The sequence below is a fragment of the Halobacterium sp. R2-5 genome, from assembly GCF_011734195.1.
Taxonomy (GTDB): Archaea; Halobacteriota; Halobacteria; order Halobacteriales; family Halobacteriaceae; genus Halobacterium.
Genome location: NZ_JAANTH010000001.1, coordinates 1 through 24,968, shown reverse-complemented (window position 1 = coordinate 24,968; position 24,968 = coordinate 1). Strand labels below are relative to the sequence as shown.

At 70.3% G+C, this 24,968-nt stretch carries 29 protein-coding genes; 11 read left to right on the top strand and 18 right to left on the bottom strand.

The features are described from left to right. Both G9C83_RS00145 and G9C83_RS00140 read right to left on the bottom strand, forming a co-directional pair. The gene (locus G9C83_RS00145; protein ID WP_167244110.1) at window positions 1-795 is read right to left on the bottom strand and encodes a sulfite exporter TauE/SafE family protein; all 795 of its coding nucleotides are present in this window, start codon (window positions 793-795) and stop codon (window positions 1-3) included. A gap of 10 nt (window positions 796-805) precedes the next feature. Beyond that, complete coding sequence (locus G9C83_RS00140) at window positions 806-991, bottom strand: hypothetical protein (RefSeq protein WP_167244109.1); 186 nt, start codon at window positions 989-991, stop codon at window positions 806-808. Window positions 992-1,207: 216 nt separating this feature from the next. On the opposite strand from G9C83_RS00140, the gene G9C83_RS00135 reads away from it, so the two are divergent. From G9C83_RS00135 to G9C83_RS00120, 4 genes are all read left to right on the top strand, one after another. Then, a complete protein-coding gene (locus tag G9C83_RS00135) occupies window positions 1,208-2,464 on the top strand; it encodes a halocyanin domain-containing protein (RefSeq protein ID WP_167244108.1) in 1,257 nt (418 codons plus the stop codon). Window positions 2,465-2,468: 4 nt separating this feature from the next. Next, window positions 2,469-2,987 carry a cytochrome c oxidase subunit II gene (locus tag G9C83_RS00130; RefSeq protein WP_167244107.1) on the top strand — a complete coding sequence of 173 codons (519 nt, stop codon included), beginning with the start codon at window positions 2,469-2,471 and terminating at the stop codon, window positions 2,985-2,987. Continuing rightward, window positions 2,984-4,678 (top strand): b(o/a)3-type cytochrome-c oxidase subunit 1, encoded by a 1,695-nt coding sequence (locus G9C83_RS00125; protein ID WP_167244106.1) that lies wholly within the window; start codon window positions 2,984-2,986, stop codon window positions 4,676-4,678. Before G9C83_RS00130 ends, G9C83_RS00125 begins: the two co-directional genes overlap by 4 nt. Window positions 4,679-4,749: 71 nt before the next feature. Beyond that, window positions 4,750-5,322 (top strand): hypothetical protein, encoded by a 573-nt coding sequence (locus G9C83_RS00120; protein WP_167244105.1) that lies wholly within the window; start codon window positions 4,750-4,752, stop codon window positions 5,320-5,322. A 16-nt stretch (window positions 5,323-5,338) separates the two neighbouring features. On the opposite strand, the gene ileS is transcribed toward G9C83_RS00120, so the two are convergent. Further along, complete coding sequence (gene ileS, locus G9C83_RS00115) at window positions 5,339-8,575, bottom strand: isoleucine--tRNA ligase (RefSeq protein WP_167244104.1); 3,237 nt, start codon at window positions 8,573-8,575, stop codon at window positions 5,339-5,341. A 69-nt stretch (window positions 8,576-8,644) separates the two neighbouring features. Next, entirely contained in the window at window positions 8,645-8,875 is a 231-nt protein-coding gene (locus G9C83_RS00110) for a hypothetical protein (protein WP_167244103.1), read from the bottom strand. A gap of 131 nt (window positions 8,876-9,006) precedes the next feature. Here G9C83_RS00110 and G9C83_RS00105 point away from each other — a divergent pair, with 131 nt between their 5' ends. Genes G9C83_RS00105 through G9C83_RS00095 form a run of 3 tightly spaced genes read left to right on the top strand, consistent with a single transcriptional unit; the run spans window position 9,007 to window position 10,724 of the window. Next, window positions 9,007-9,465, top strand: a complete 459-nt coding sequence (locus G9C83_RS00105; protein WP_167244102.1) for a hypothetical protein — start codon at window positions 9,007-9,009, stop codon at window positions 9,463-9,465. A 31-nt stretch (window positions 9,466-9,496) separates the two neighbouring features. Continuing rightward, window positions 9,497-9,928: an HIT family protein gene (locus tag G9C83_RS00100; RefSeq protein WP_167244101.1), complete on the top strand. Its 432-nt coding sequence runs from the start codon at window positions 9,497-9,499 to the stop codon at window positions 9,926-9,928. Window positions 9,929-9,980: 52 nt separating this feature from the next. Further along, the gene (locus G9C83_RS00095; protein ID WP_167244100.1) at window positions 9,981-10,724 is read left to right on the top strand and encodes a ParA family protein; all 744 of its coding nucleotides are present in this window, start codon (window positions 9,981-9,983) and stop codon (window positions 10,722-10,724) included. Here the strand turns inward: G9C83_RS00095 and G9C83_RS00090 are convergent, their stop codons facing one another. Next, window positions 10,725-11,234 (bottom strand): hypothetical protein, encoded by a 510-nt coding sequence (locus tag G9C83_RS00090; RefSeq protein ID WP_167244099.1) that lies wholly within the window; start codon window positions 11,232-11,234, stop codon window positions 10,725-10,727. Between the two features lie 173 nt (window positions 11,235-11,407). Here G9C83_RS00090 and G9C83_RS00085 point away from each other — a divergent pair, with 173 nt between their 5' ends. Beyond that, window positions 11,408-12,265 carry a transcription initiation factor IIB family protein gene (locus G9C83_RS00085; RefSeq protein WP_167244098.1) on the top strand — a complete coding sequence of 286 codons (858 nt, stop codon included), beginning with the start codon at window positions 11,408-11,410 and terminating at the stop codon, window positions 12,263-12,265. A 3-nt stretch (window positions 12,266-12,268) separates the two neighbouring features. On the opposite strand, the gene G9C83_RS00080 is transcribed toward G9C83_RS00085, so the two are convergent. From G9C83_RS00080 to G9C83_RS00055, 6 genes are read right to left on the bottom strand one after another with little or no spacing between them, the layout of a single operon-like run. Further along, the gene (locus tag G9C83_RS00080; RefSeq protein ID WP_167244097.1) at window positions 12,269-12,922 is read right to left on the bottom strand and encodes an AAA family ATPase; all 654 of its coding nucleotides are present in this window, start codon (window positions 12,920-12,922) and stop codon (window positions 12,269-12,271) included. Continuing rightward, the gene (locus G9C83_RS00075) at window positions 12,919-13,416 is read right to left on the bottom strand and encodes a hypothetical protein (RefSeq protein ID WP_167244096.1); all 498 of its coding nucleotides are present in this window, start codon (window positions 13,414-13,416) and stop codon (window positions 12,919-12,921) included. The genes G9C83_RS00080 and G9C83_RS00075 overlap by 4 nt, the downstream gene beginning before the upstream one ends. A 26-nt stretch (window positions 13,417-13,442) precedes the next feature. Next, entirely contained in the window at window positions 13,443-14,267 is an 825-nt protein-coding gene (locus G9C83_RS00070; RefSeq protein WP_167244095.1) for a hypothetical protein, read from the bottom strand. Then, the gene (locus G9C83_RS00065) at window positions 14,264-14,602 is read right to left on the bottom strand and encodes a hypothetical protein (RefSeq protein WP_167244094.1); all 339 of its coding nucleotides are present in this window, start codon (window positions 14,600-14,602) and stop codon (window positions 14,264-14,266) included. Before G9C83_RS00065 ends, G9C83_RS00070 begins: the two co-directional genes overlap by 4 nt. Before the next feature lie 48 nt (window positions 14,603-14,650). After that, window positions 14,651-14,926, bottom strand: a complete 276-nt coding sequence (locus G9C83_RS00060) for a hypothetical protein (RefSeq protein ID WP_167244093.1) — start codon at window positions 14,924-14,926, stop codon at window positions 14,651-14,653. Further along, window positions 14,927-17,020: a minichromosome maintenance protein MCM gene (locus G9C83_RS00055; protein WP_167244092.1), complete on the bottom strand. Its 2,094-nt coding sequence runs from the start codon at window positions 17,018-17,020 to the stop codon at window positions 14,927-14,929. It lies immediately after the preceding gene. A 116-nt stretch (window positions 17,021-17,136) separates the two neighbouring features. Between G9C83_RS00055 and G9C83_RS00050 the strand changes: the two genes are divergently transcribed. Continuing rightward, window positions 17,137-18,765 carry an ATP-binding protein gene (locus tag G9C83_RS00050; protein ID WP_167244091.1) on the top strand — a complete coding sequence of 543 codons (1,629 nt, stop codon included), beginning with the start codon at window positions 17,137-17,139 and terminating at the stop codon, window positions 18,763-18,765. Between the two features lie 5 nt (window positions 18,766-18,770). Here G9C83_RS00050 and G9C83_RS00045 read toward each other — a convergent pair whose 3' ends face one another. From G9C83_RS00045 to G9C83_RS00025, 5 genes are all read right to left on the bottom strand, one after another. Next, window positions 18,771-19,865, bottom strand: a complete 1,095-nt coding sequence (locus tag G9C83_RS00045) for an Mrp/NBP35 family ATP-binding protein (protein ID WP_167244090.1) — start codon at window positions 19,863-19,865, stop codon at window positions 18,771-18,773. A 53-nt stretch (window positions 19,866-19,918) separates the two neighbouring features. Beyond that, a complete protein-coding gene (locus G9C83_RS00040; RefSeq protein WP_167244089.1) occupies window positions 19,919-20,152 on the bottom strand; it encodes a hypothetical protein in 234 nt (77 codons plus the stop codon). Continuing rightward, the gene (gene nrfD, locus G9C83_RS00035; RefSeq protein ID WP_167244088.1) at window positions 20,152-21,477 is read right to left on the bottom strand and encodes an NrfD/PsrC family molybdoenzyme membrane anchor subunit; all 1,326 of its coding nucleotides are present in this window, start codon (window positions 21,475-21,477) and stop codon (window positions 20,152-20,154) included. The genes G9C83_RS00040 and nrfD overlap by 1 nt, the downstream gene beginning before the upstream one ends. An 82-nt stretch (window positions 21,478-21,559) precedes the next feature. Beyond that, window positions 21,560-22,777: a 4Fe-4S ferredoxin N-terminal domain-containing protein gene (locus G9C83_RS00030; RefSeq protein WP_167244087.1), complete on the bottom strand. Its 1,218-nt coding sequence runs from the start codon at window positions 22,775-22,777 to the stop codon at window positions 21,560-21,562. 181 nt (window positions 22,778-22,958) lie between these two features. Beyond that, on the bottom strand, window positions 22,959-23,372 hold the full coding sequence (locus tag G9C83_RS00025; RefSeq protein WP_167244086.1) for an EamA family transporter: 414 nt from the start codon (window positions 23,370-23,372) through the stop codon (window positions 22,959-22,961). 77 nt (window positions 23,373-23,449) lie between these two features. Here G9C83_RS00025 and G9C83_RS00020 point away from each other — a divergent pair, with 77 nt between their 5' ends. After that, complete coding sequence (locus tag G9C83_RS00020; RefSeq protein WP_167244085.1) at window positions 23,450-23,740, top strand: hypothetical protein; 291 nt, start codon at window positions 23,450-23,452, stop codon at window positions 23,738-23,740. Here G9C83_RS00020 and G9C83_RS00015 read toward each other — a convergent pair whose 3' ends face one another. Continuing rightward, complete coding sequence (locus G9C83_RS00015) at window positions 23,741-24,013, bottom strand: hypothetical protein (RefSeq protein ID WP_167244084.1); 273 nt, start codon at window positions 24,011-24,013, stop codon at window positions 23,741-23,743. 59 nt (window positions 24,014-24,072) lie between these two features. Beyond that, on the bottom strand, window positions 24,073-24,384 hold the full coding sequence (locus G9C83_RS00010) for a hypothetical protein (RefSeq protein WP_208288380.1): 312 nt from the start codon (window positions 24,382-24,384) through the stop codon (window positions 24,073-24,075). A gap of 119 nt (window positions 24,385-24,503) precedes the next feature. Between G9C83_RS00010 and G9C83_RS00005 the strand changes: the two genes are divergently transcribed. Beyond that, window positions 24,504-24,737: a HalOD1 output domain-containing protein gene (locus G9C83_RS00005; RefSeq protein WP_347877763.1), complete on the top strand. Its 234-nt coding sequence runs from the start codon at window positions 24,504-24,506 to the stop codon at window positions 24,735-24,737. Window positions 24,738-24,968 lie beyond the last annotated feature (231 nt).

The window sequence follows — 24,968 nt, the reverse complement described above, 5'->3', positions numbered from 1 at the left end:
TCAGGCGGGAAGCGGCGGCATGGGGAGGGGGACGTGCGGGACGTCGTAGCCGAGCGCCCGGAGCCCCTGCGCGAGCGGGACGGTACCGGCGACGAGGAACGCGACGCCGAGGCCGCGGTGGAGCCGCCGGCGCAGGCCGGCGTCGACGGCCCCGAGGGCGGTGCCGTACGCGAGCAGCGACGGGAACGTCCCGAGGCCGAGCGCGGCGAGCGCGAGGCCGCCCCGGACCGGCGACCCGGTCGCGAACGCGTACAGGAACGCAGGGTAGAGCAGCGGACACGGCAGGAGACCGTGTATCGCGCCGAGCGCCGCGATGCCGGGGCCGGTCGCCCAGTCGTCGACGCGGGCGTGCAGCCGGTCGGTCACCGCCGCGAACGCGCGGCCGACCAGGGGAATCGACGCGCCGGAGGCGCGCACTCCGCCCCCGGTCGCGTAGCGGGCGCCCGCGGCGAGGATGACGACGCCGGCGCCGACGCCGACGACGCCGCGGACGACGCCGCCGGCTGCCAGCAGGCCGCCGGCGTCGACGAGGAGGCTCCCGGCGGCGCCAATCGCGGCGCCGACTGTCGCGTAGCTCGCGGTGCGGCCGGCGTTGAACAGCGCGTGCTGGCGGAGCTCGTGCGTCGTCGGGCCGCGGGCGTCGCCGCCGACCCGATCGCCGTACATCGTCACGAGCGGGCCGCACATCCCGAGGCAGTGCGCGCCGCCGAACAGCCCGACGACGAAGAAGGCGACGAGGCCGGCGTCGGGCGTCACGCCCCCTGCGGCGGCCGCGGCTGTCGGTGTCCCCGTCATCGAGCCGGCGCTACCCCGCGACGTGCGTTCGCTCGCTCTCGCTGGGGCCGAACATGTAGTAGAGGCATCCGGCGACGAGCACGACGTTCACGAGCGAGATGACCGCGAGCGTGGACTGCCCGACGGCGTACAGCGCGACCGGAACGAGTGCGAGCAGCAGGATCCCTGCTGCGAGGCGCCGTAGTTGGACGCTCATGCGCACGTGTTTTGCAGACCGAGCCTAAGTACTTGTACCCGTTCCAAGGACCCGGGAACGACCGGGCTTTTTTAAGACGATTCACAGCAACGACCGTTTGTGACAGCGTATGGTCAGGACAGACCGGACACCGACCGGCGACCGCGGCCGTCGTCTCGCCCCGCGGGACGGCGTCGGCCGGCGGTTCGCCGCGCTTCGCTCGGAGAGGGATAACGGATGACCGGGGACGTGGCCGAACAGTCGTACTCGCGGCGTGGCGTGCTCCGAACGGTCGCCGGCACCGCGGCCGCCGCGGCGGTCGGGAGCGCGGCCACGGGGTCGGCCGCGGCACAGCCCGACTTCGACGGCTGGTTCACGGACGAGGCGGCCGGCGGGGCGGTCGACAACTACGACGGCACGGTCGTCGACCGGACGGGCGAGGAGGAAGTGACGGTGACGGTCGGGGCGAACGGGAACGGCGGGACGTTCGCGTTCGAGCCGCCCGCACTCCGGATTTCTCCCGGGACGACGGTGGTCTTCGAGTGGACGTCGAACACGCACAACGTGCTCGTCGAGTCCCAGCCCGAGGACGCGTCGTGGGGCGGTCATGAGCCCATCGAGGACGAGGGGTTCTCGTTCACGCACACGTTCGAGACCAACGGCACGTACCTGTACTACTGTGAACCCCACCTGAGCGTGGGGATGAAGGGCGCTATCGTCGTCTCCGAGGACGGCGGCGGCCAGCAGGCGGACGCTGTGCCCGCGGAGTACGGCGACTGGTTCACGGACGCGGCGTCCGGCGGGGCGGTCGACAACTACGACGGCGAGACCGCAGACCGCACCGGCGAGGAGGAAGTGACGGTGACGGTCGGGGCGAACGGGAACGGCGGGACGTTCGCGTTCGAGCCGCCCGCACTCCGCGTTTCCCCGGGAACGACGGTGGTCTTCGAGTGGACGTCGAACACGCACAACGTGCTCGTCGAGTCCCAGCCCGAGGATGCGTCCTGGGGCGGTCACGAGCCCATCGAGGACGAGGGGTTCTCGTTCACGCACACGTTCGAGACCCCGGGCGTCTACCTGTACTACTGTGAGCCCCACCTGAGCGTGGGGATGAAGGGCGCCATCGTCGTCGGCCCCGCGCCGTCGGGAGCCGGCGGCGACGAAGCGCCGGCCGGCGGGACCACGGCGCCGTTCAACCCGCTGTTCGGGCTGGCGTTCGCGGGGACGGTGACGCTGGCGATGCTCCTGCCGGTGCTCGCCGGCGTCTACCGGCGCGACCAGCCCACGACCCCGGCCTACGACGACGGGGACGGAGAACCCACGGGAACGCCGGAAGCGGCGATCGAGGAGCCGGTCGAGGAGATCGGCCACGACGAGTACGACCCACGGGGGACGGCGGCGCTCGTCGCCGTCTACTTCCTGATACTCGTCGCCATGTGGGTGTTCATGTACTTCGTCGAGTTCCTCGGGAACGAACTGACGGTGATCGGGTGATAGCATGGAGATACACAGATTCGAGAGAGCCTGGCTGGTCGCGTCGCTCGCACTAATCGTCGCGTTCGTCGGAACCATCGTCTACGGCGCCGTCGGCGCTGGCGTCGCGATGGTCGACGACGGCGGCGGCACGGTCGACGCGTCGAGCCCCACGGACTCCCCGGACTTCCGCGACCCCGGCGTCTACCGGACGGGCGACGGCGAGTACGACGTCTACGTCGTCGCGCGGCAGTTCCAGTTCTCGCCCGGCAGCGGCACCCCCATCCGGGTGCCCGAGGGCGCGGAAGTCACCTTCCACGTGGCGAGCGGCGACGTGACTCACGGCTTCAACGTCGTCGGGACGAACCTCAACACGATGGTCATCCCCGGGCAGGTCGCGCAACTGACCGTCGAGTTCGGCGACGCGCGGACGTACCACGTCGCGTGCCACGAGTACTGCGGCGCCGCCCACCACGACATGACCGGCACCATCGAAGTCGTCCCACAGGAGGACTTCGACGCCGAGGAGGTGAGTGAGGCGTGACGTACGTCGACGAGTACCCGAACGCCGCGAAGCTCGTCCGCTGGCACTTCGGCGTCGCGTTCGTCGCGCTCGCGCTCGGCGGCCTCCTGGGGCTGGTGCAGGCGCTGTACCGCACCGACACCCTGCGCTCGCTGCTCCCCATCCAGGCGACCGAGTACTACACCGTCCTCACCGGCCACGGCGTCCTGCTCGCGCTCGTGTTCACGACGTTCTTCATCTGCGGGCTGTTCCTCTGGGCGACCACGAACAGCCTCGAACGCTCGCTGTACAGCGACCGCCTCGCCTGGGCCGGCTTCCTGTCGATGTTCGTCGGCACCGCGCTGGCGACCGTCGCCATCCTCAACGGGTTCGCGCCCGGCCTCCCCTTCGAGTCCGCGGACGTCCTGTACACGTTCTACGCGCCGCTGAAAGCCCACCCCGCGTTCTACGTCGGCGCCGCGCTGCTCGTCGTCGGGTCGTGGGTCGTCGGCGCGGTGTACTTCCTGACGTACCGCGACTGGCGCGCTGACAACCCCGACGCGCGCATCCCGCTCCAGACGTTCATGGTGTTGACCACGTTCATCATGTGGTACCTCTCCTCGGTCGGCGTCGCCGTCGAGGTCGTGGTGTTCCTGATCCCGTGGTCGCTGGGCTGGATCGGGCAGGTCGACCCGCTGCTGACGCGGTCGCTGTTCTGGTACTTCGGCCACCCGGTCGTCTACTTCTGGCTGCTGCCGGGCTACCTCGCGTGGTACACGCTGCTCCCGAAGTTCGCGGGCGGCCGGCTGTTCAGCGACCCGCTCGCGCGCGTCGTCTTCGTGCTGTTCGTGTTGCTGTCCACGCCGGTCGGCTTCCACCACCAGTACGTCGACCCCGGCATCGCGGACGGCTTCAAGTTCATCGCGATGACGAACACGATGATGCTGCTGTTGCCGTCGCTACTGACGGCGTTCACCGTCGTCGCGTCGCTCGAACACGGCGCTCGCCAGCGCGGCGGCGACGGCTACCTCGGGTGGCTGCGCGCGCTCCCCTGGGACAACCCCGCGTTCTCGGGGACGGCGCTCGCCGGCCTGATGTTCGCCGCCGGCGGGTTCTCCGGGATGATCAACGCCGGGATGAACATCAACTACCTCATCCACAACACCATCTGGGTGCCCGGGCACTTCCACCTCACCGTCGGCACCGCGTTCGCGCTCACCGCGATGGCGGTCAGCTACTGGCTGGTCCCCCAGCTCACGGGCAAGCGCCTCCGGCACCGCACGCTCGCGAGCGTCCAGCCGTACGTCTGGTTCGTCGGCATGACGCTGATGTCGAACGCGATGCACCGCGGCGGGCTCGCGGGGCTCCCGCGGCGGACCGCCGAACCGGTCGGTGACGCGGGCGCCGCCGCGTTCGACCCCGTGTTCGGCAGCATCGGCGAGATCCGGGTCCAGATCGCGGTCGGCGCGACGCTGCTGGTCGCCGCGCTCGCGATGTTCCTCGTGGTGATGCTCGGGACGTGGCTGTCGCGGCCGGGGGTCGCTCGCCTCTCCGTGAACGGCCACATCCCCGAGCCGCTGTCCGGCGCGTCGAACAGCCCGCGCGTGCTCGACAACCTCTGGCTGTGGACCGGCATCGCCGTCGTCCTCGTCGTGCTCGCGTACGGGCTGCCGCTGTGGAGCATGGTCGCGGACGGCGTGCTCCAGCCCGGCACGCCGCCGTTCCCCGTGTAGCCGCTCCACCGACACTCCCCACTGACAACCCATGATTCGACGAGAACACCCGTGACGCGGCGCCACCGACGATGAGCGACGAGAGCGCCCCGGAGCCGGGAGGCGACGAGCCCGAGGAGGCGGGACTCGTGAGCCGCCGGTGGCTGATTCGCGTCCTGGTCGGGCTCGGCATCGGCGTGCCGGTCGCCGTCGAAGCGTCGACGCTGCTCCGGATGGTCGCGTCCCGGCTTGGCGGTGACGGCGGTGCGCCGACGACCGAACGCCGGACGACCCAGCAGGGGACGGGCATCGGCGACGAGCTGCTGCCCGAGACCGAGCCCGCGGACACGCTCGAAGACGCTCAGGTGCGGGTCGGCGACGACGCGTGGCACTTCGAGGCGACCGTCCGCGTCGAGAACACGGGGGACGCGCCGTACACGCTCGAACTCGGGACGGTCACGACGAGCGACGGGACGCGCGTCGGCGGCGGCGCGTCCTCCGGCCGGGTCGAGCCCGGCGACACCCGGACGTTCACGAGCGCATGGTCGCTCCCGGCAGCGGAGAACCCCCAGAGCGTCACAGTCGTCGGCATCACACACGCCGAGGGCGGCGACGAGCGAACGGAACGCGACGTCCGGCTCGGACACGTCCCGGTCCGCGGCTGAGCGGGACCGTTCGTGCCTACAGCTCCTCGATTTCGAGCGCGAGCTTCGTGCCTTCGACGTCCCACTCCTCGCGGTAGCCGTCCTCGACTTCGCCGAGCTCGCGGGCGCGGGTCTCCTCGGCGATGAGGTCCTCGTGCTCGGCGACGAGGCGGCCGACGCGGTCGTCGAAGACGGCGACGTCGAGCCGGATCTCGGCGTCCATCGCGAGGTCGAGGTCCTTGCGCATCTCCTGGACGCGGCGGATGACCTCGCGGGCGTACCCCTCGCTCTCGACATCCTCGTCGAGTTCGGTGTCGACGTACACAGTACCGTCCTCGAAGTCCGCGCCGGCGACGTGTTCGGGAGCCTCCTCGACGAACTCCACCATCTCCGGCGTGAGTTCGACGTCGCGGCCGAGCGCCTCACTGGCCTGCTCGGCGAGCGCGTCGGGTCCGCGGACCTCGACGTGGGCGTCGTTGAGCGCCTGCATGACCTCGCCGGCGTCGTCGCCGAACGCGGGGCCGAGGACGCTCATGTCGGCGCGCGCGCTGAACGCGAGCTCGTCCCAGTCCTCGCCCTCGTCGACGACCTCGACGCGGCGCGCGTTCAGGCGGTCGCACAGCAGTTCGGCGTGCTCGCGGACCGCGCTCGCGACGCGGTCGTCGTCGGCGTCCACGACGACACGCGTCACGGGCCAGCGGAGCTTCCGGCCGGCCTGCTGGCGGGCGTGGCTGCCGGCCTCCTCGATGTCGCGGAGCGTCGCGACGTCGTCTTCGAGCGCGGGCTGGCGGTAGCGCTCCTCGACCTCCGGCCAGTCGCACATGTGGACGGTGTCGTAGGCGCCGCCGTCAGTGAGGTGCTGGTAGAGCTCGTCGGTGACGAGCGGCGCGTACGGCGCCAGCATCGCGGTCACCTCCAGCAGCGCCTTCTGGAGCGTGGCGTACGCTGCGGTCTTCGACTCGGAGTCGCCCTCCTCCCACATGCGCTCGCGGACGACCTGCACGTAGTACCGCGAGAGGTCGCCCGTGACGAACTCCAGGATCTCCTCGAGTGCCTTGTGCTGCTCGAACTCCTCCCAGTGGCTCGTGGCGTCGGCCTTGACGCGCTGGAGCGTCGACAGCAGCCACTGGTCGACCGTTTCGAGCGAGACGTCCTCGACGGCGACGCCCGACCCGTCGCCGCCGAACGCCTCGGGGACGTTGGCGTCGAAGCCGTCCATCTCCATGTACGGCCGCGGGAAGCGGAACACGTTCCAGAGGATGTTGAGGTCCCGCTGCATGTTCTCGGTCTCGTCCCACGAGAAGCGCATGTCCTGGCCCTGCGGGCTCACCGACAGCAGGAACAGCCGCATCGGGTCCGCGCCGTACTCCTCGATGACCTCGTTCGGCTCGATGGTGATGCCCTTCGACTTCGACATCCCGCGGCCGTCGGGCATGTTCGCGTACCCGTGCATGAGCACCTGCTCGTAGGGCACCTCGCCCATCGCCGCGGTCGCCATCCCGAGCTGGGACCAGAACCAGCCGCGAGTCTGGTCGTGGGCCTCCATGATGAGGTCGGCGGGCCACAGCTCCTCGAAGTCGTCCTGCTTCTCGGGGTAGTCGAGGGTGCCCCACGACGCCACCGAGGAGTCCAGCCAGACGTCGAAGACGTCCGGGACGCGCGTGTACGTCGTGCCGTCCCGCGTGATGGTGAGGTCGTCGACGGTGTCCTTGTGGAGGTCGACGGTCTCGGGGTCGACGTCCTGGTCGGCGAGCTCCGCGAGCTCCTCGCGGGTGCCGACGACGAGCACGTCGTCCATGTCCCCGCTCCAGCCGTCCGCGGCTTCGCCGCTCCCGTTCGAGGCAGTGGCCTCGCTATCGGGCGTCCAGATGGGCACCGGAATGCCCCAGTAGCGCTGCCGGCTGACGTTCCAGTCCGGCGCGTCCTCCACGAAGTCCCGGAAGCGGTTGTCGCGGGCCCACTGCGGGTACCACTCCGAATCCTCCATGTTCTCCAGGAGCTCGTCTTTGACGTCGGTGATGGTGATGAACCACTGGTCGGTGACGATCTGGATGATGCCCGTGTCGCAGCGCCAGCAGTGTCCGTAGGAGTGCGTGACCTCCTCCTCGGCGAGCAGCGCACCCTTCCCGGAGAGGTCGTCGATGATGGCCTCGTTGGCGTCGCGGACGAACTCGCCCTCGTACTTGCCGCCTTCCTCGGTGTAGACGCCGTCCTCGCCGACCGGACAGAACACCGGCAGGCCGAGTTCCTCGCCGCGCTCGAAGTCCTCCTCGCCGTGCCCGGGCGCGGAGTGGACGAGGCCCGTGCGGTCGCCCTCCACCCAGTCGCCGTGGTAGACCTCGTGGGTGCCGTCGGCGTCCACGGGGTTCGCGGGCACCTCGTCGGCGAGCGGCGGCGTGTACGACCAGCCGAGCATCCGGCTGCCGGGGAGCGTCTCCTCGATTTCGTAGTCCTCGTAGCGGCCCGCCGTCAGCACGCCCTCGACGCACTCCTCGGCGACGTAGAGGACGTCCTCCTCGCCGTCTCTGGTCGCGCGCACCTTCTGGTAGGTCATCTCTTCGTCGACGGCGACGTACTCGTTGGCGGGAATCGTCCACGGCGTCGTCGTCCACACGACCAGCGACCCCTCGCGGTCGTCGAGGTCGAACGCCACGTAGATGGAGGGGTCGGTGACGTCCTCGTACTCGACTTCGTTGTTCGCGATCGCGGTCTCACAACGGGGGCACTGGCTGATGGAGCGCTTCCCGCGCTCGACGAGTCCGCGCTCGTGGACGCGGTCGAACGCCCACCACGCCGACTCCATGTACGACGGGTCGACGGTCTTGTACGGGTTCTCCCAGTCCATCCAGACGCCGAAGCTCTGGAAGTCCGACTGCAGACCCTCGAGGTTGCGGTCGGCGAACTCCTTGCAGGCGTCGATGAAGTTCTGCTCGCCGTACTCCTCGATGTCCTTCTTCGACTCGAAGCCGAGCTCCTCCTCGACTTTCGTCTCGATGGGGAGCCCGTGCATGTCGTAGCCCGGGCGGTCCGTGACGTCGTAGCCCTGCATCCGGTGGTAGCGGATGTAGGCGTCTTTGAGGGTCTTGTTCCACGTCGTCCCCATGTGCGCGGCCCCGGACGTGTACGGCGGCCCGTCCACGAAGAAGAAGTCCTCGCCGTCGGCCCGGTGCTGTTTGGTCTGCTCGTAGGCGTCGACGGCCTCCCAGTAGTCGAACACCCGGTCCTCCACGTCGTCGGGGTCGTACTGGTCGGGGACGTCGGCGAATCGGCTCATGGCGTACCCGTCTCGCTCGCACCTAAAAGGGTAATCGGTTGTACAGTCGCCGTCGCCGCGTCTGCCGGTTTAGGCGTCGCCGATGCGCGCCCGGACCTTGTCCGTGAACAGCATCGTGCCGGCGGCGATGGCGACCACGCCCATGGCCGCGAGCCACACGCCGAGCACGAGGTCGCCGCCGCCGAGGCTGGCGACGCTGCGCAGTTCGACGAGCACGCCGGTCCCCACCAGCCCCGCGCCGAGCACGGCGTACGCGAGGGTCACGGCGACGTCGAACAGTTCCGCGAAGTTGCTGAGCATGCTCCAGCGTAGCCAGCCCCCGCTCATAGCCTTTCTGTTCTCCACGGAACGACTGTCGAGCGGAGCAATCGACAGCTCTCTCGACGCCGCACGCCGCCAAGACTAACACGAACTGCGTCGTGGCGTCACGCATGTCCGACGCCTTCGACGAGCTCGCGGACGCCGACGTCCGCGGCGAGGCCGCGTTCACGCTCGACGACGACCACGCCACCGTCGCGTTCGGCGCGCACGACGACCCGCCCGGCGACCCCGCTGCCATCGACGCCAGCCCCGAGGAGGCGGTCCGCGTCCTCGGCACGCCGCACCTGCTCGCGCAGTTCGAGACGCTCGTCCGGGAGACGCTGCGCGGTCGCCTCCCCGACGGCACGGGCGTCGTCGACCGCGGCGCCTCGGTCTCCCACCTCGCGCCCGTCGGCGTCGGCGCGTCCGTCGACGTGTCCGCGACGCTCGTGGGCGTCGACCGCCCCGACCTCTCGTTCGCCTGCCGGGCCGAGCGCGAAGACGGCGCCGCCGTCGCCACCGCCGACCTCACGCTCCGCGTCGTCGACCGCGGGCAGTTCCGCGACAGCGTCGGCGGCCGACGCGGCTAGGCTTTTAATCGAGGCGGTCGTTTGGCCGCACATGTCCGAAGACTGCATCTTCTGCCAGATCGTCGACGGAGAGATTCCCGCCCGCGTCGTCTACGAGGACGCCGACGTGCTCGCGTTCCTCGACGCGAACCCGCTCGCGCCCGGGCACACGCTCGTCATCCCGAAGGACCACCACGAGACCCTCGACGACGTGCCCCCGGAGAGCGGCGAGATGGTGTTCGCGGCGCTGCACTCCCTCACGCCCATCGTGGAGGACGTCGTGGACGCGGACGCCAGCAACGTCGCGTTCAACAACGGCGAGGCGGCCGGACAGGAGGTGCCGCACGTCCACGGACACATCATCCCGCGCTTCGACGGCGACGGCGGCCGCCCGATTCACGCCATCGCCGGCGAGCGCCCGGACCTCGCGGACGACGAACTCGACGACATCGCCGACGACATCTCCGCGGCTGCCGGAGAATAAATCGCCGGAGAATACACGAATTTTAGTACCAGTAGGAGGGAAAACTACTGGCATGCAGCCACGAACTGCCGCGCTCGTCGGCGTCGCCGGCGGCGCCGGCACCACCCGAATCGCCGTCGAGACCGCCGCCGTGCTCGCTCGCGACGGCGCCAGCGTCGGCGTCCTCGACGCCGCGTTCGCCACGCAGGGCCTCGCACAGTACGTCGACGGCCGCATCGACGCCGACGCCACCTCGCTGCTCGCGGACCCGGACGCCGACCCGGCGGCGGCACGCCACGTCCTCGCTCCCGACGCGCCGGGCGACGTCGCCGCGTACCCCGCGTTCGCGCCGTTCGCTCGCATCGCCGAAGCGAAGACCCGGACCGCCGCTGAGCGTCTCGACGACCGGCTCGCGGACCTCTCGGACGTCCACGACTACGTGCTGGTAGATACGCCGCCGGTCGCCGCGAACCAGGCCGTCGCCGCGGTCACGAGCGCTGACCGGGTCGCCGCCGTCCTCCCGCCCGGGAGTCGAGGCATCGACAGCCTCCAGCGCGCCCGCGGGCGCCTCGCAGATCTCGGGGCGGACTTCGACCTCGCTATCGCGAACCGGGCCGAGGACGCACCGCCGGACGCCGACCACGCCGTCCCCGAACACGCCGAGCGCGGTATCCCCGAGGAGCCGGCCGCGCTCGCCGGCGACGGCGCGTTCACCGCGCGAATCGCGGCGCTCGCGGCGTCGCTGTTCGAGACGTCCCTGAGCGTCGACGCCGACGAAGAATCGCTGCTCGACGCCGCCCGCCAGAAGCTCTCCTGACTACGCGTCGAGGTCCGGGAGCGTCGCTTCGAGCGCGTCGCGCTTCTCGACCATCGCGTCCCCGGCGTTCGACAGCGCGCTCTCGACGGCCGCTTCGGCCGCCTCGACCGGCTCGTGGGTCGCGACGTACGCCGCGAGCGCGAACGCCCGCTCGCCGGCGCCCGTGAGTTCGAGGGCGTCCGCGCGAGAGCACTCTGCGGCCAGCCAGTCGTCGAGTATCTCGCGCTGGAGCGGCGAGAACGGCGACAGCCCCTCGAAGCCGAGCCGGTGGAGCGTCTTCGCCGCGGTGGTCGGCGCCACGCCGGCCTCGTCGGCGGCGTCGCCGACGCTCGCGCCGCCCGCGTACGCCTCGGCCATCGTCGCGGCCGCGTCCGCGGACACCGGGAGGTCGTCCTCCACGCCGGCGAGCCCCGCCGCCAGCGACGCCGCGGTCCGGTCGACGCTCGCGACGCCGCGCTCGCGCTGGCGCGTCGTCACCTCGACCCCTTCCGCGATGTCCGCCAGTCCCATGCGAGCCAGTTCCGCGCGACACCACTTAAAATTTCGAGTGTCGACAAGCGAGATATACACCGCCCGCTACAGGAGCGTACCGGTTACCGATACGCTCTCGGCGCCTGGAACGCCCGGAATCGGCGGTCTCGACCTGCGTTTAAATACTGCTTCCGGACCTACGTTCAGGTGTGATGAGTCAGTCAGTGACCTGTCCCGAGTGCTCGGGTGCCGTCCGGCAGCGTGCGACCGAACGCGTCTGCGTGGAGTGCGGGCTCGTCGTCGACGAGGACCGCATCGACCGCGGCCCCGAGTGGCGCAGCTTCTCCGAGGACGACAGCAACCCCGAGCGGACGGGCGCGCCGCTCACGCGCGCCAGACACGACCGCGGACTCTCCACGGAGATCGGCCGCTCGACGCGCGTGAAGGGGCGCAAGCGCCGCCGTCTCAAGCGGATGCGCCGCCAGCACAAGCGCGCGTCCATCCCGTCGAAGGCCGACCGCAACCAGGTGTACGGCTTCACGGAGATCCGCCGGCTCGTCGGCAAGCTCGACCTGCCGCGCAGCGTCCGCGACCAGGCGTGTGCGCTGTTCGACTCCGCACAGAACGAGGGCCTGCTCCGCGGTCGCTCCATCGAAGGGTTCGCGGCCGCCGCCGTCTACGCGGTCTGTCGGACGAACGCGCTCTCGCGGACGCTCGGCGAGGTCGAGGACGTCGCCCGCGCGGACGAGGGCGAGCTCTCCGCCGCGTACGACGCCATGAACCGCGAACTCGGCCTGCCCACGGGTCCAATCGATCCCCGCGACTACCTCCCGCGGTACGCCACTGAACTCGACCTCCCCCAGGGCGTCGAGCGCGCCGCCCGCGAGTACGTCGAAGAGGCCGAGTCCCGGAACCTCGTCTCCGGACGCAACCCCAGCGGGGTCGCCGCCGCCTGCCTCTACACCGCGGCCTGCGACCGGAACGTCCCGCTCACGCAGGCCGACGCCGCCGACGTCGCGGACGTGACGCCGGTGACGCTGCGCTCGACGTACGTCGACCTCCAGGACTGACCGTTACCGCGTCTCACGAACTCGTTGTGCGAGATTCTCGAACCGCGCCGCAGCCGCCGACTCTCCAGCGACAGCCGCGACCGGCTGCCCGGCTTCCACCGCCGCCGTCACGGCGTCCGCCGCCGGAATCGCGACCACCGGCGCGCCGAGCGCGTTCGCCACCTCGTCGCCCGCGCTGTCCGCGCGATTGTACGCGGCGGCTGCCAGCCCGGCGTCCAGTTCGACGGCCAGCGACCGCGCGCGAAGCGCGTCCGCCAGCGCCGCGCGGTCCGGCGTCGTCACCAGCACGCTCGCGTCCGCGACCAGCAGCGGCAGACCGACGTCCGCGCGCAGACCCGCGGGACAGTCCACGACCACGTCGCCGTACGCGTCCGCGACGGCATGCAGCGCGTCCAGGAGCCGCATCGGGTCGCTCTCCCGGGCGCCGGCGAGCGTCCGACCACAGGGCAGCACCGCGATCGCACCGGTCTCGCGGACCGCCTCGACGGCGTCCGCGCGCCCCGCGAGCACGTCGTGGAGGTCGGGGCCGCGGCCCGCCGGCACGTCCGCCATCCCGAGGTCCGCGTCCACGAGCACCGCGTCGAGCTCGGCGGCGAGATTGAGCGCGGTCGTCGTCTTTCCGACGCCGCCCTTCCCGCCGCAGACCGCGAGAATCACCGGAACGCCTCCCGGAGCCGGCTCGCGCGCGCCGCCAGCGCCGCCACCCGGTCGCGGTCGGCGTCCGTCGCCGCTCCCTGATTCGAGCGCTCGGCGACGCCGTCCAGCCACTCGCGGACGCCGGCCGGGAGCGCCGTCTCGGGCGGCTCGATTGCGTCCGCGGGCGGCCGCGGGTCGCCGAGGTCTGAGAGCGTCTCTGCCGCCGTCGGCTCCGTCTCGGCGGCGCGTTCGCTCCACGCGAACTCGACGGGCGGACTCGCGGGTTCGGCGGGTGTCGCGAACCCCAGCGGCCGCGTTGCACCCGCCTCGACGACGCCCTCCCAGCCGCCGTCGTCCCAGCCCGGCACGGGTATCCCCTCGTCGCGGGGCGGCCACACGGGGCCGTCGCAGCGGCTCGCGACGCGGACGCGCTGCGCGTGGTCGTCGTCGTTGGTCGCGCGGGCGGCGACGAGCGTCACGCCGCGCCGCCGGTGGGTCGCTGTCTCCAACTCCATGGCCCGGAGTGGCCGCGCTCTCCGGCTTAAACTTCCACCAGCGCGACGGGCGCGTCGAGCGCCGCCGCGGCCCGCGAGGCGTTCCCGAACCCGCAGCCGACGACGAGTGGTGCGCCCGGTCGAGCGAGCCGCGCGGCCCCCATCCCGGCCGCCCAGTCCGGTCCCGCGAACTCTCTTGGCGGGGCCGGCTCGCCCGGCACGGGGAGCGCTTCGAGTGCCCGCCGGAACGATTCGGAGTACCCACTCGCGAGCGCCCGCCGCGCAGCCCGCCGGAGGTTGTCGCGGCGGTCCGTCAGCTCTAGGCGGCGCTCGCGTGCGTCGCGAGCCTCTCGCGCCTGCTCCCGGGCCGCCGCTAGGTCCTCCTTCGCGGCGTGGTGGTCGGTCTCGCGCTCGGCGAGCTCCCGGGTCGCCTCCTGCAGTTCGGCTTCCGCGCCGCTCGCGTCCTCGCCCGCTTCGCGTCTGGCCTCGACGCGGCCGCTCGCCCGCGCGACGCGCTCCCGGAGGCGGTCCACGTCTCCAGCCGTCTCCGCGACGCGCTCGCGGGCCGCCGCGAGCTCCACGCTCGGCGCCTCGACGCTCGCGAGTTCTCCTTCGATGGCGCGGAGTTCGCCGTCGTACTCGGTCGTCGCGCCGCGGGAGCGCGCGGCGGCCGCGACCGCGGCCGCCGTCGAAATCGACGTTCTTCGGTGCAGGAAGCCGACGCGTTCGTGGACTGGCTGCGGACTCGCGCACGCGATTCTGTCGTCCTCCGGGTCGCGAACGGCCTCGAGAACGGTCTGGGCGCTCACGTCCACGTCGCGCAGGTCGACGGCGCGACCGCGGCGTTCGACGCCCGCGAGCCGGATTCTCATAGCTCCTCGTCGGCCATCGACTCGGGGTCCGGGTGGTCGGTCCCCGCCGCGAACTTCGCGTACGGCGTACTCGCGGCGTCCCGGGACTCGTAGGCGGCAGCGGCGCCCCGGACCGACTCGGGGACGTCGCTGAACTCGTTCAGGGCCTCGGTGCGCTCGACCTGCACGTCGCCGCCGTGTTTCTCGCGCAGGCGGAGCGCGTGGAACGCCGCGAGCTCGGTCTCCGCGAGCAGCGCCGCGCGGCCGAACCGCCGCACGACGCAGTCCTCGTGCGTCGAGCAGACGTTCCGGAGGCTCTGCCGGGCAGCCCGCGAGTACGTCGCCACCAGCAGCACGACCCGACACTCCCAGCGGGAGTTAAAATTACTTTCGAATACGTGGAATCAACCCACGGGCTCGACGCGGAATTCGGGGACTTCGTCGACCCGTGCAGCGACACGCTCGCGCGCTTCTTCTTCGGATTCCGCGACGACGACGGTCCCCTCCACGCGGGGGTCGCCGGTCGCCCGGTACGCCGAGACGTCGCCCTCGTCGAACTCCGTCGCGTACGTCCGCAGCACGCCGAGCACGCGGTCCTCGACGTCACCCAGGGAGGCGTCGCCAGCCTCGAAGTCCGCGAGCGCGTCCTCGACGTTCCGCAGCGCCGAAATCCGGTCCATCTATATCGCCCGCAGGTGGTCCTTGTTCGGCTGGTAGAGCTCGCCCTTCTCTTTGAGCTTCTCGATCTCGTGCTCGGCCTTCGAGGCGTCCATTCCGACCTCCTCGGCGCGGTCGAGCACCTCGTCGACGGGCGCGCCCTCGTCGAACTCGTCCTCGATCTCCTTGATGATGGCCTTCACGTTCTTCACGCGGTCGCGCTGGGTCTTCGAGCGCCCGGTCTCGACGACGTCCGCGTCGTACTCGCCGGTCTCGGGGTCGACGCCGATGTCCTGCAGACACGAGCGCACGATCTCGATGACGCGCTCGGCGTCCTCCTGCTCGACGGTGTCCGAGAGTCGGACGCGCGCGGACGCCTCCGCGAGCCGCACGAGCGCTTCGAGCTGGCGCGCGGTCACGGGAACGGGGGAGTCCTCGCCCTGCCCCTCCGCGCGCAGGTCGACGTAGAACTCCTCGATGGCGTCCCGGGCCTCGTCGGTCATCGTCGGGTAGCAGTTCCGCCGCGAGTACGCGATGTACTTCCGCAGCAGCGACGCCTCGATGGCGGGCGCGACCGTCCCCGTCTCGGCGTCGACCTCTTCCTCGGTGTGATTCGAGTTCGCGAGCTGCTCCTGCTGGGTGTTGAGCTCGCCCGCGTAGTTCGTCTGGAGGATGTGCTGGGCGAGCTGGGCGTCCTCCTCGGGGTCGGGCTCGTCGGTCACCGTGAAGATGAGGTCGAATCGCGAGATGAGCGCGGGTTCGAGGTCGATCTGCTCGCCGATGGGCTCGTACTGGTCGAAGCGGCCGTACTTCGGGTTCGCCGCGCCCAGAAGCGAACACCGCGCTTTCAGCGTGGCGTTGATTCCCGCCTTCGAAATGGATATCTTCTGCTGCTCTAGTGCTTCGTGCATCGCGGAGCGGTCGTCGGCCGCCATCTTGTCGAGCTCGTCGACCGCCGCGACGCCCTGGTCGGCGAGCACGAGCGCGCCGGCTTCCAGCGTCCACTGCTGGCCGTCCCCGAAGTCGTCCCGGACCGCGGCCGCCGTCAGACCTGCCGAGCTGGAGCCTTTGCCGGAGGTGTAGACGGAGCGCGGCGCGATATTTTGAACATATGATATGAGGGCCGACTTCCCCGTCCCGGGGTCCCCGATGAGTAGCATGTGGAGGTCGCCCCGAATACGGGACTCGTCCGGGAGGTGTTTTGTGACGCCGGAGAACAGCTGGAGAATCATCGCGAGCTTGGCCTGCCGGTGGCCGTAGATAGAGGGCGCCATCGAGTCGACCATCTGCTCGTAGATGTTCTCGCGGTTCGAGATTTCGACGATCTGCTGTTTGTCCTCCTCGGTGATGTTCATCTCCTCGAACTCCTCGTCCTCGATGACGACCGCCGAACCCTCCATGTAGAGGTCGAAGACCGGGGACTCGTTGCTGCCCTCGCTCTGGTCGAGGCGCAGCACGCCGGAGACGGTGACGTGGTCGCCGGGCGTGACCTCGCCCGTGATGTCGTCGGAGACGTGGACGTCGATGCTCTGCGGGGTCTCGCCGCCCGCGAGCCCCTCGGGGGACTCCTGGATGCGGAGCTTCTGGGAGTCGACGAACTCCGAGCGCTCGGGGTCGAGCTTGAACGGCCCCTGTCGCTCGCAGCTCTCGCACTGGTAGGGCTCCTGGAAGCCCGCGTCGCCCTGCGGGACTTCGGTCTCGGCGCCGCAGCGCTGGCAGACGAAGACGGCGCGCTCGATCTTCGGGCGGACGTCGGTCGCCTTCCGCACCATCCCCTGCACGCTGACGAGCGTGTTGAGGTGTTCGGCGCGGATGTCGCGAATCTCGGTGTGCTCGTCGAGGCCGTGGACGCGCACGTGGGCCTGCCCGAGGCTCACGTCGACGGGGAGGTCGTAGAGCCGCAGCGCTTCCTCGGCGGCCTCCCGGAGGTCGTCGGGGTGGTTGATGAAGTCGTCGGCCAGGTCGGGGTCCATCTGGTAGAGGTCCCGCCAGTCGAGGTGGAGGGACTTCGTCTCGCGCGGGTACTTGCGCGCGAGTTCCGCGACGTCGTCGCTGTAGTACCGGCGGTAGAACTCCTCGAACCTGTCGACGAGCTCCTGGTTTGCGGCCTGGGCCATTCTGTCCACGGTAGGTAGCGCGCGCTCGCCTAAGAAGGTTCGCAAACCGGGGTGGAAGTAGTCCACCCCGAAGGGCTATCCGGCGTCGGCACCCGGGTCGAGGCAGAGACTGCGTCATGACCGGACTGCTCTTCGCCGGCTACGTCGCGGTGTTCGCCGCGTCGTCGCTGGCGTGCCTCGCTGGCCTCGCGCACGTCGGTCGCGTCGACGACCCGGACACGCGCCGCGGGCTCGCCGCACTACTCGTGACCAGCGGCGGCTGGGCGGCCGCGCAGGCGGGCTTCCTCGTCGCGCCCGGGACCGACCTCAAGGTCGCGGTGTACACTGTGGGACTCGTCTGCGGCATCGCGACCGTGGGCGCGTGGCTGTACTTCTGTTCGGCGTACACGGGGCGGGCGGTCCACCGCGACCCGACGGTTAGACGGGTCGCGCTCGGCGTCTTCCTCGCGGTCGTCGCCGTGAAGCTCACGAACCCCGTCCACGGCTTCTACTTCGGCGTCGAGCGGGTGTCGGCGCCGTTCCCGCACCTCGCCGTGGACCACTACGCCGTCCACTGGGTGGTGATGGGGACCGCGTACGCGCTCGCCGCCGTCGGCTACTTCATGCTGTTCGAGCTGCTCGGGCAGACGGGCTACGACACGCGCCCGCTGCTCGCGCTCGTCGCCGTCACGGGTCTCCCGGTCGCCGCCGACGTAATCGGCGCGTCGACGTCGGTGCTCCCCGAACTCAGCTACGAGTCGCTGGGCGTCGCGGCGTTCGCGCTGGGCGTGCTGTTCGTCTTCCTCGACCGCTTCCAGGCCGTCCAGCTCGCCGGCGACGTCGAGGACGCGGTGGTCTTCCTCACCGACGAGGGCGACGTCAGGGACGCCAACGAGCGCGCGGTAGCGCTGTTCCCCGACCTCGACGGTGCGACCGGCCAGCCGCTCTCGGCGGTGGTGCCCGCGGTCGCCGCGCGGCTCGGCGGCGAGCAGGACGTCCTCGAACTCGCCCGCGGCGGCGAGACGCGGTACTACCAGGTGTCCGCGACGCCGTTCACGTTCGGCGGGACGCGCGTCGGGGAGATGGTCGTGGTGAACGACGTCACCAGCGAGGAGGACGCGCGCCGCCAGATTCAACGGCAGAACGAGCGCCTCGGGCAGTTCGCGAGCGTCGTCAGTCACGACCTCCGTAATCCCCTGAACGTCGCCGCGGGCCGCGTGGACCTGGAGCGCGAGCGCCACGCCAGCGAACACCTCGACGCGGCGGCGCGCGCGCTCGACCGCATGGAGCAGATCATCGAGGGCGTGCTGATGCTCGCTCGCGAGGGCGAGGACATCGGCGAGCGCTCGCGGGCGTCGCTGGCGTCGCTAGCCGAGACGGCGTGGGCGTCCGTCGCCGCCGAGCGCGCGACGCTCGTCGTCGACGCCGACCTCGCGTTCGACGCGGACGCCGACCGGGTCGTCCAGTTGCTGGAGAACCTCTACCGCAACAGCGTCGAGCACGGCGGCCCGACGGTCACCGTGCAGGTCGGCGTCCTCGACGACGGGTCGGGGTTCTACGTGGAGGACGACGGCCCCGGCATCCCCGCCGAGCACCGCGACGGCGTCTTCGAGATGGGGTACACGACCAGCGACGGCACCGGACTCGGGCTCTCCATCGTCGACACCATCGCGTCCGCGCACGGCTGGGACGTCTCGGTCACCGCCGCGGCGAACAGCGGTTCCGGCGCGCGCTTCGAAGTCCGGGGCGTCGAGTCCGCGGACTGACCGGTCTACGGCGAGCCGGCGGGCGCGTCTGCTTCCTCGGGCACGTCGTCGCCGCGTTCTTCGACGTGCTCGGCGACCTTCCGGCGGTTGATTTCGCCGACGCGGTCGGCGGTCGCGTCCACGAACTCGAAGAGGTCGTCCCGGACGGCGCTGTCCACCTCGCGAATCGTCGGGCCGCCGGTCTCCCCGAAGTCCGGGTGGACGGGGAGCTCGGCGAGCACGGGCACGTCGTAGTCCTCGTGAATCTCCTGTGCCCCGCCGCTACCGAACACGTCGTGGACGTCGTCGCAGTTCGGGCAGTGGTACGCGGACATGTTCTCGACGACGCCGAGGACGGGCGCGTCGTGCTCGGCGAACAGCTTCAGGCCCTTCCGGGCGTCCGCGACCGCCATCTCCTGCGGGGTCGTGACGACCACGACGCCCGCGACGGGCAGCGTCTGCAGGAGGTTCAGCGACGCGTCGCCCGTCCCCGGCGGGAGGTCGACGACGAGGTAGTCCAGCCGTCCCCACTGGACCTCGTTGATGAACTTCATCATCACGTTGTTCACCATCGGCCCGCGCATCACTGCGGGTTCGTCGCCGTCGGGCATCAGGTGGTCGGTGCTCATCACCATCACGCCGTCGGAGCGCGGCGGCACGATGTCTTCGTTCGGCGTGACGCCGGGCTCGTTCTCGGTCGGGAGGATGCGGGGGACGTTCGGCCCGTGGACGTCCGCGTCGAGGATGCCGACGCGCGCGCCGCGGTCGTTCAGGCCGGCCGCGAGGTTCGCGGCGACCGTCGTCTTCCCGACGCCGCCCTTCCCGGACGCGACCGCGACGACGTTCTTCACGCCGGGCAGAACCTCGTCGTCGAAGCCGTGCTCGTCGCCGACGTTCGCGCGCAGGTCGGGTTCGAGGTCGGCGTCCTCGACGACCTCGCGGATGTCGTTGCCGATGTCGATTTCGGCGGGCGAGTACGGCGCGTTGAACGCCAGCGAGACGCGGGCGGTGTCCTCGTTGACGGTGACGTCGTTGACGAGCCCCATCGAGACGATGTCGTCGTCGTTCAGCGGGTCCTCCACGTCGGCGAGTCGTGCTCGGAGTTCGGGTGCAGTGGTCATGGTGGTTGGGTGGTGCCGGGGTCCGCACCCCCCGGCGCGGGTGGCTGGCGGTCCTAGAAGAACGCGACCTTGATGACCATCGTGGCGACGAACAGGCCGCCCCACAGCGCGGTCGTCAGGCCGGCGAGGTACGTGACGCCGAGCAGCGCGGTGCGGCGGTCGCTGGGTTCGCCGAGGTACCACGCGGCGAGCATCACGTAGACGGGCGCGAGCACGATGCCGAAGATGAGGTACGTGCCCGGGCCGACGAACGGCAGCGTGTACGGCGCCGACGACAGCGGCAGCATCACTCGGTCACCTCCTCGTGGTCGTCCTCGATGGCGTGCAGTTCCACCACCGGAATCACCTTCGAGACGGCGAGGAAGAACAGCACGACGATACTCACCGCGCCCACGAGCGAGGACAGCTCCACGGGCGACGGGACGTAGACGCCGGGGACGGCGTCGTACAGCTGGAAGTGCGCGTGCTGGAGCCCCTCGACGACGAACAGCGTCTTCTCGATGAGGGTGCCGACGAGCACCAGCACGGAGACCGTGACGATGCGCGGAATCGAGAACAGCGACGCTTTCAGCGCGGACGCGAAGATGTACAGCTCCGCGGCGACGACGAGCCCGATGGCGACCCAGTAGACGGGCGTCGCGATCTTGACTTCGGTGGCGTGCTGGAGCGTGGTCGGCGCGGCGAAGATGCCCGTGATGACCTGCTGGAGCTGCAGCCAGAGGAAGAGCAGTCCGAAGAACCCCAGCCACTTCGAGAGGCCGTAGAACACCTGCTCCGGGATGAGCTCCTGCCAGTCGTAGGCGTACCGGAACGCCGCGGCGATGATGATGATGCCGCTGACCGCCGAGGTCAGCGCGATGGAGAGGAACGACGGCCCCTGGACGCCGCCCGCCCAGCCGGCCATCGACGGCAGCAGGGCGAACAGCCACGGGATGACGCCGCCGTGGAGCAGCAGCGGCGCCATGATGATGATGGCGAACGCGAGCCACCACACCATGCGCTCGACGACCGCGTCCTCCTTCCCGCTGTACCCGACCAGCAGCGCCCTGTACAGCGGCTCGAAGCGGTCGGGGAGGCGGTCGCGCAGCCGGTGGACGTCGTACCGAATCGTCAACAGCAGGTACGTCGCCGTCAGCACGAAGTACGCGGTGATGACGGTGACGTCCCAGACGAGCGGCGACCACTGGACGCGGGTCGGCCACGCGGGCAGCACGCTCGTGACGAGGCGGTCCGGCCGGCCGACGTGGATGAGGATGTAGAGGCCGGCGCAGGTGAGCGCGGCGATGGTGAGCAGTTCGGCCATCCGCGCGACGGGCTGGTAGTCGTCCATGCCGAGCAGTCGGACGGCGGCGGAGAGGATGATGCCGCCGTGGGCGATGCCGACCCACCAGATGAACGCGCCGATGTACAGCCCCCACGGGACGCCGCCGCCGGACCCCCAGTCGCCGAGGTGAGTGACGACGAGGCCGTGTTCGAGCTGCTGGACGTAGAAGAACAGCCAGACGCCGACGCCCGCGACCGCCAGCAGGAAGGCGGCGACGTACTGCTTCGAGAACGTCTGTATCGGCCGCACGAGCGTGTCGCGACCGACGCCGGTGACGTCGACGCTCACGGCCGTTCACCTCCGTTCGCGGCGACGCGTCTCGGCTCGTCGTCGCGCTCGACGCGGTCGGGGCGTCTGCGGTCGGCGCTCGTCATGCCTCTTCGCCCTCCGTGTTGGCCATCGCGCCGTTGTCGAGCACCTCCTCCTTGCGGTTGTCGACGATGCCGGCGTCCTCGTACGTCACGGGGCCGTCGACCTGTTCGGCGTGCGGCGACGGCTCGTTCCCGATGTAGTGGACGTTCGGGTCCGTGCCGCGCTCCTCCATGAGTTTGAACGTGGAGACGGTGTGGTCCTTGCGGTTGGGGAACGACTGGTCGTTCTCCTGGCTCTCGCGGTACTCCCGGAGGTGTTGGTTGGGCGCGCTCTCCGGGTCGTTCATGTCCCCGAAGTGGATGGCGTCCATCGCGCACGCCTCCTCGCAGGCGGTGGTGCCGACCTTCTCCTCGCCCATCTGGCCGTCCTGGCGGTCGACGCAGAACGTGCACTTGCCCATCACGCCCTGCGGCGGCCGGGAGCCGACCCAGCGGCCGCGCTCGTCTATCTGGTGGTCGTCGTCGATCTCGCTCTCCGGGACGTCGGGCTCGCCCCACTGGAAGTAGTTCACGCCGTACGGACACGACACCTCGCAGTACCGGCAGCCGATGCAGATGTCGTAGTCCGTGAGCACGAGGCCGTCCTGCTCGCGGGTGTGCCGCGCGCCGACCGGACACACCTTCGTACACGGCGAGTCCGTGCAGTGTTGGCACGGCCGCACGAGGAAGTTCTCGTCGTCCTGGTCCTCGTCCTCGTACGTGAACACGTACATCCAGTTCGCGCCCGCGGAGGTGTTGTGCTCCTCGTTGCACGCGACGACGCAGGCGAGACAGCCGTCACAGTTGTTGAGGTTGATAGTCATCCCGTAGCGGGTGCCCTCGCCCTCGTCGTCCTGGGCGGCGGCCGCGTTCTCGGCGTCCGCGCTCGCGAACAGCCCGAGCGCGACCGCCGCGGCGCCGCCCTTCTTCAGCACCTCGCGCCGGGAGAGTCCCTCGTCGTCGGCGAGCCCGGAGAGCCGGTCGCCGAAGCCGTCGCCGCCGGCGTCGTCGAGCAGGCCCGTGAGCTCGCGGTCGTCCTCGCCGAACTCCTCGAGAACGTCGTCGTGGTACTGGCGGTAGAACTCCGCCTCGCTCAGTTCGCCCGCGGCGACGCGCTGGGCGTCTTTCGCCATCTCGACGCCGAGTTCCGTGTCGTACTCGGTGTCGTCGAGCAGGCGTTCCATGCGCTCTCGCTCGTCGTCGTCGAACGATACGGGGTTGTCGTCTGGGTCTGGCATGTGTGAGCCTCCGTCCGTGCGGGCGGCGACCCACACCGCCGTCGCCGCCCGCCGTCGTCTCTCGCGTGATTCGACCGTCAGCGGAGGCTCTACACGCCCTCTCCAAGAACCGTCTCACACGTTTCCAGGAACTGGGAGCTACCCGGATGATGTTCGCACCCGCGTATAAGAGGGCTCCCGGTCAGGACGCGACGAGCACGACCGCCGCGACGGCGAGCGCGAGCCCCGCGACGTTCGTCGCCGAGAGCGCGGCGTCGAAGTAGAGCACGCCGACGACCGCGGGGATCACGAAGTACAGCGCCACGATGGCGGAGACGACGGGCATGCTGCCGCGTGCGAGCGCCGCGTAGAAGCCGACGGTGCCCGCGGCCAGACAGACGCCGGACACGGCCGCGAACGCGAGGTCGACGCGCGAGCCGGTGACCGGGCGGCGCGTGAACAGGACGTACGCGCCGACGACCGCGATGCCCGCGACGTACGACACGAACACGGCGTTCAGCGGCGTCACGCTCCGCGTCGCCACCCCTGCCGTGACCGCCCACGCGCCGTACAGCACGAGCGCCGCGACCGCGACGAGGATCGACGAACCGACCATACCGGGGCGTCTCGCGTCGCCCGGAAAAGCGCCGCGTTCGAGCAAGACTCATTCCCGTCGAGGACCTCCCGTCGGGTGTGCCCGAGACGCTCCACACGCAGGTGCTCGCCGTCGTCCCGCCGGAGGAAGTAGACGACCACGAACTCCAGCCGGGGCTGCGCGAGCTCGCGGCCTCCCGGTACGTGCTCGTCTGCCGGAGGGGCGGCGCGCCGTCGTGGCCCGAGCGCATCAAGTCGTTCCTGCTGCGCAAGCCCATCGAGGCGGTCACGCTCGTCGCCGACGACGCCCCAGAGGAGGGCGACGAGCTCACGGCGCGCGTCGAGGAGACGGAGATGGTCGGCGTCTACGACGTCGTCCGCGTCGAGTAGCTACATCCCGCCGCCGTTGCCGCCGTAGCCGCCCGCCTCCGCTTCCATCTCCTTGTCCTTCTCGCTCTTCTCGCTGGTCGGCGTCTCCCGAAGCTGGCCCCAGCGGTAGAGCAGGTACAGAACGCCCGCGACCGTCGCGCCGGTCAGCACGCCCACGGGCGTCTCGTAGGCCGCGCCGCCCGCGACGTGCACCGCCACCGCGAGCACGCCGCAGACGGCCGTCGCCAGCCAGACCCACGCGGGCGCCACGTCAGTCGGGGACAGGTCGCTCATGTCTACGCGTTGGCGGCACGGGAGTAAAGTCGTTCTCCCCGGGCGGCCGCCGCGCTCGCTCAGAGGGTCGCTTCGACCGTCGGAGGTACGTCGGCGTTCTCGTCGAGCAGTTCCAGAATCTCCGCCGCGTCCTCGAAGTTCGCGCCTCGCGTGACCCGGTCCGTCTCCTCGTCCCACTCGACGAGCCCGTAGTCGACGAGCTTCGGCAGGTGGACGTGGTGCATCGACACGTCGACGTCGACGGCGACACCGTTCGTCGCGCCGTCGGGCGGCGAATCGGCCAGCAGCGAGTCCAGCAGTTCGCGGCGCTGGACGTTGCTCAGAGCAGCGAGGACGTCGTCTACGGACAACTGCGTGCCAGAAGTGTTCACACCGTCTCTACGCCGCCACTACGGTTAACCACTGCACACTTTGACGAACCGCGTGTTTTTGATTAACCGGGTGAGAAAAATAGGCTAGTCGTTAAGTAACGGGGCGATTTCCGTTGCGTGTGAACGTCTCACTCTCGTCCGGTGCGGCCGGGACGCCCTCGAACCGGATTCTCGACGCGGTAGCAGCGCAGACCGACAGCGACCCGGTGGACCTGCCACCGCTCTACGATACAATCGACCCCGAAGTGCTCGATTCGCTCGTCGAAACGATGGACAACGGCGCGATCTCGTTCACGTACGCCGGCCACGAGATCACTGTCGCTCACGACGGCGAACTCGCGTTCTCCGACTGACGCTTCGACCACGCCGTCGCCAACGTATCCAGCGAGACCCGGCGCTGTTTGTCTTTACGAAACCGCCGACAAACGGCGACACGCGACGCTGCTGACTTGAATGGAGTGGGACCGCCCGAATAGCATCCTCTGGTGCTCGCGCGCGTTTCGACGGCTGTACTGTCGGATTCTGAGTTACGCTGAATCATTGGTGAATGGGTCGAGAGAATCGACGTGCTGGCGGCGCTGGCG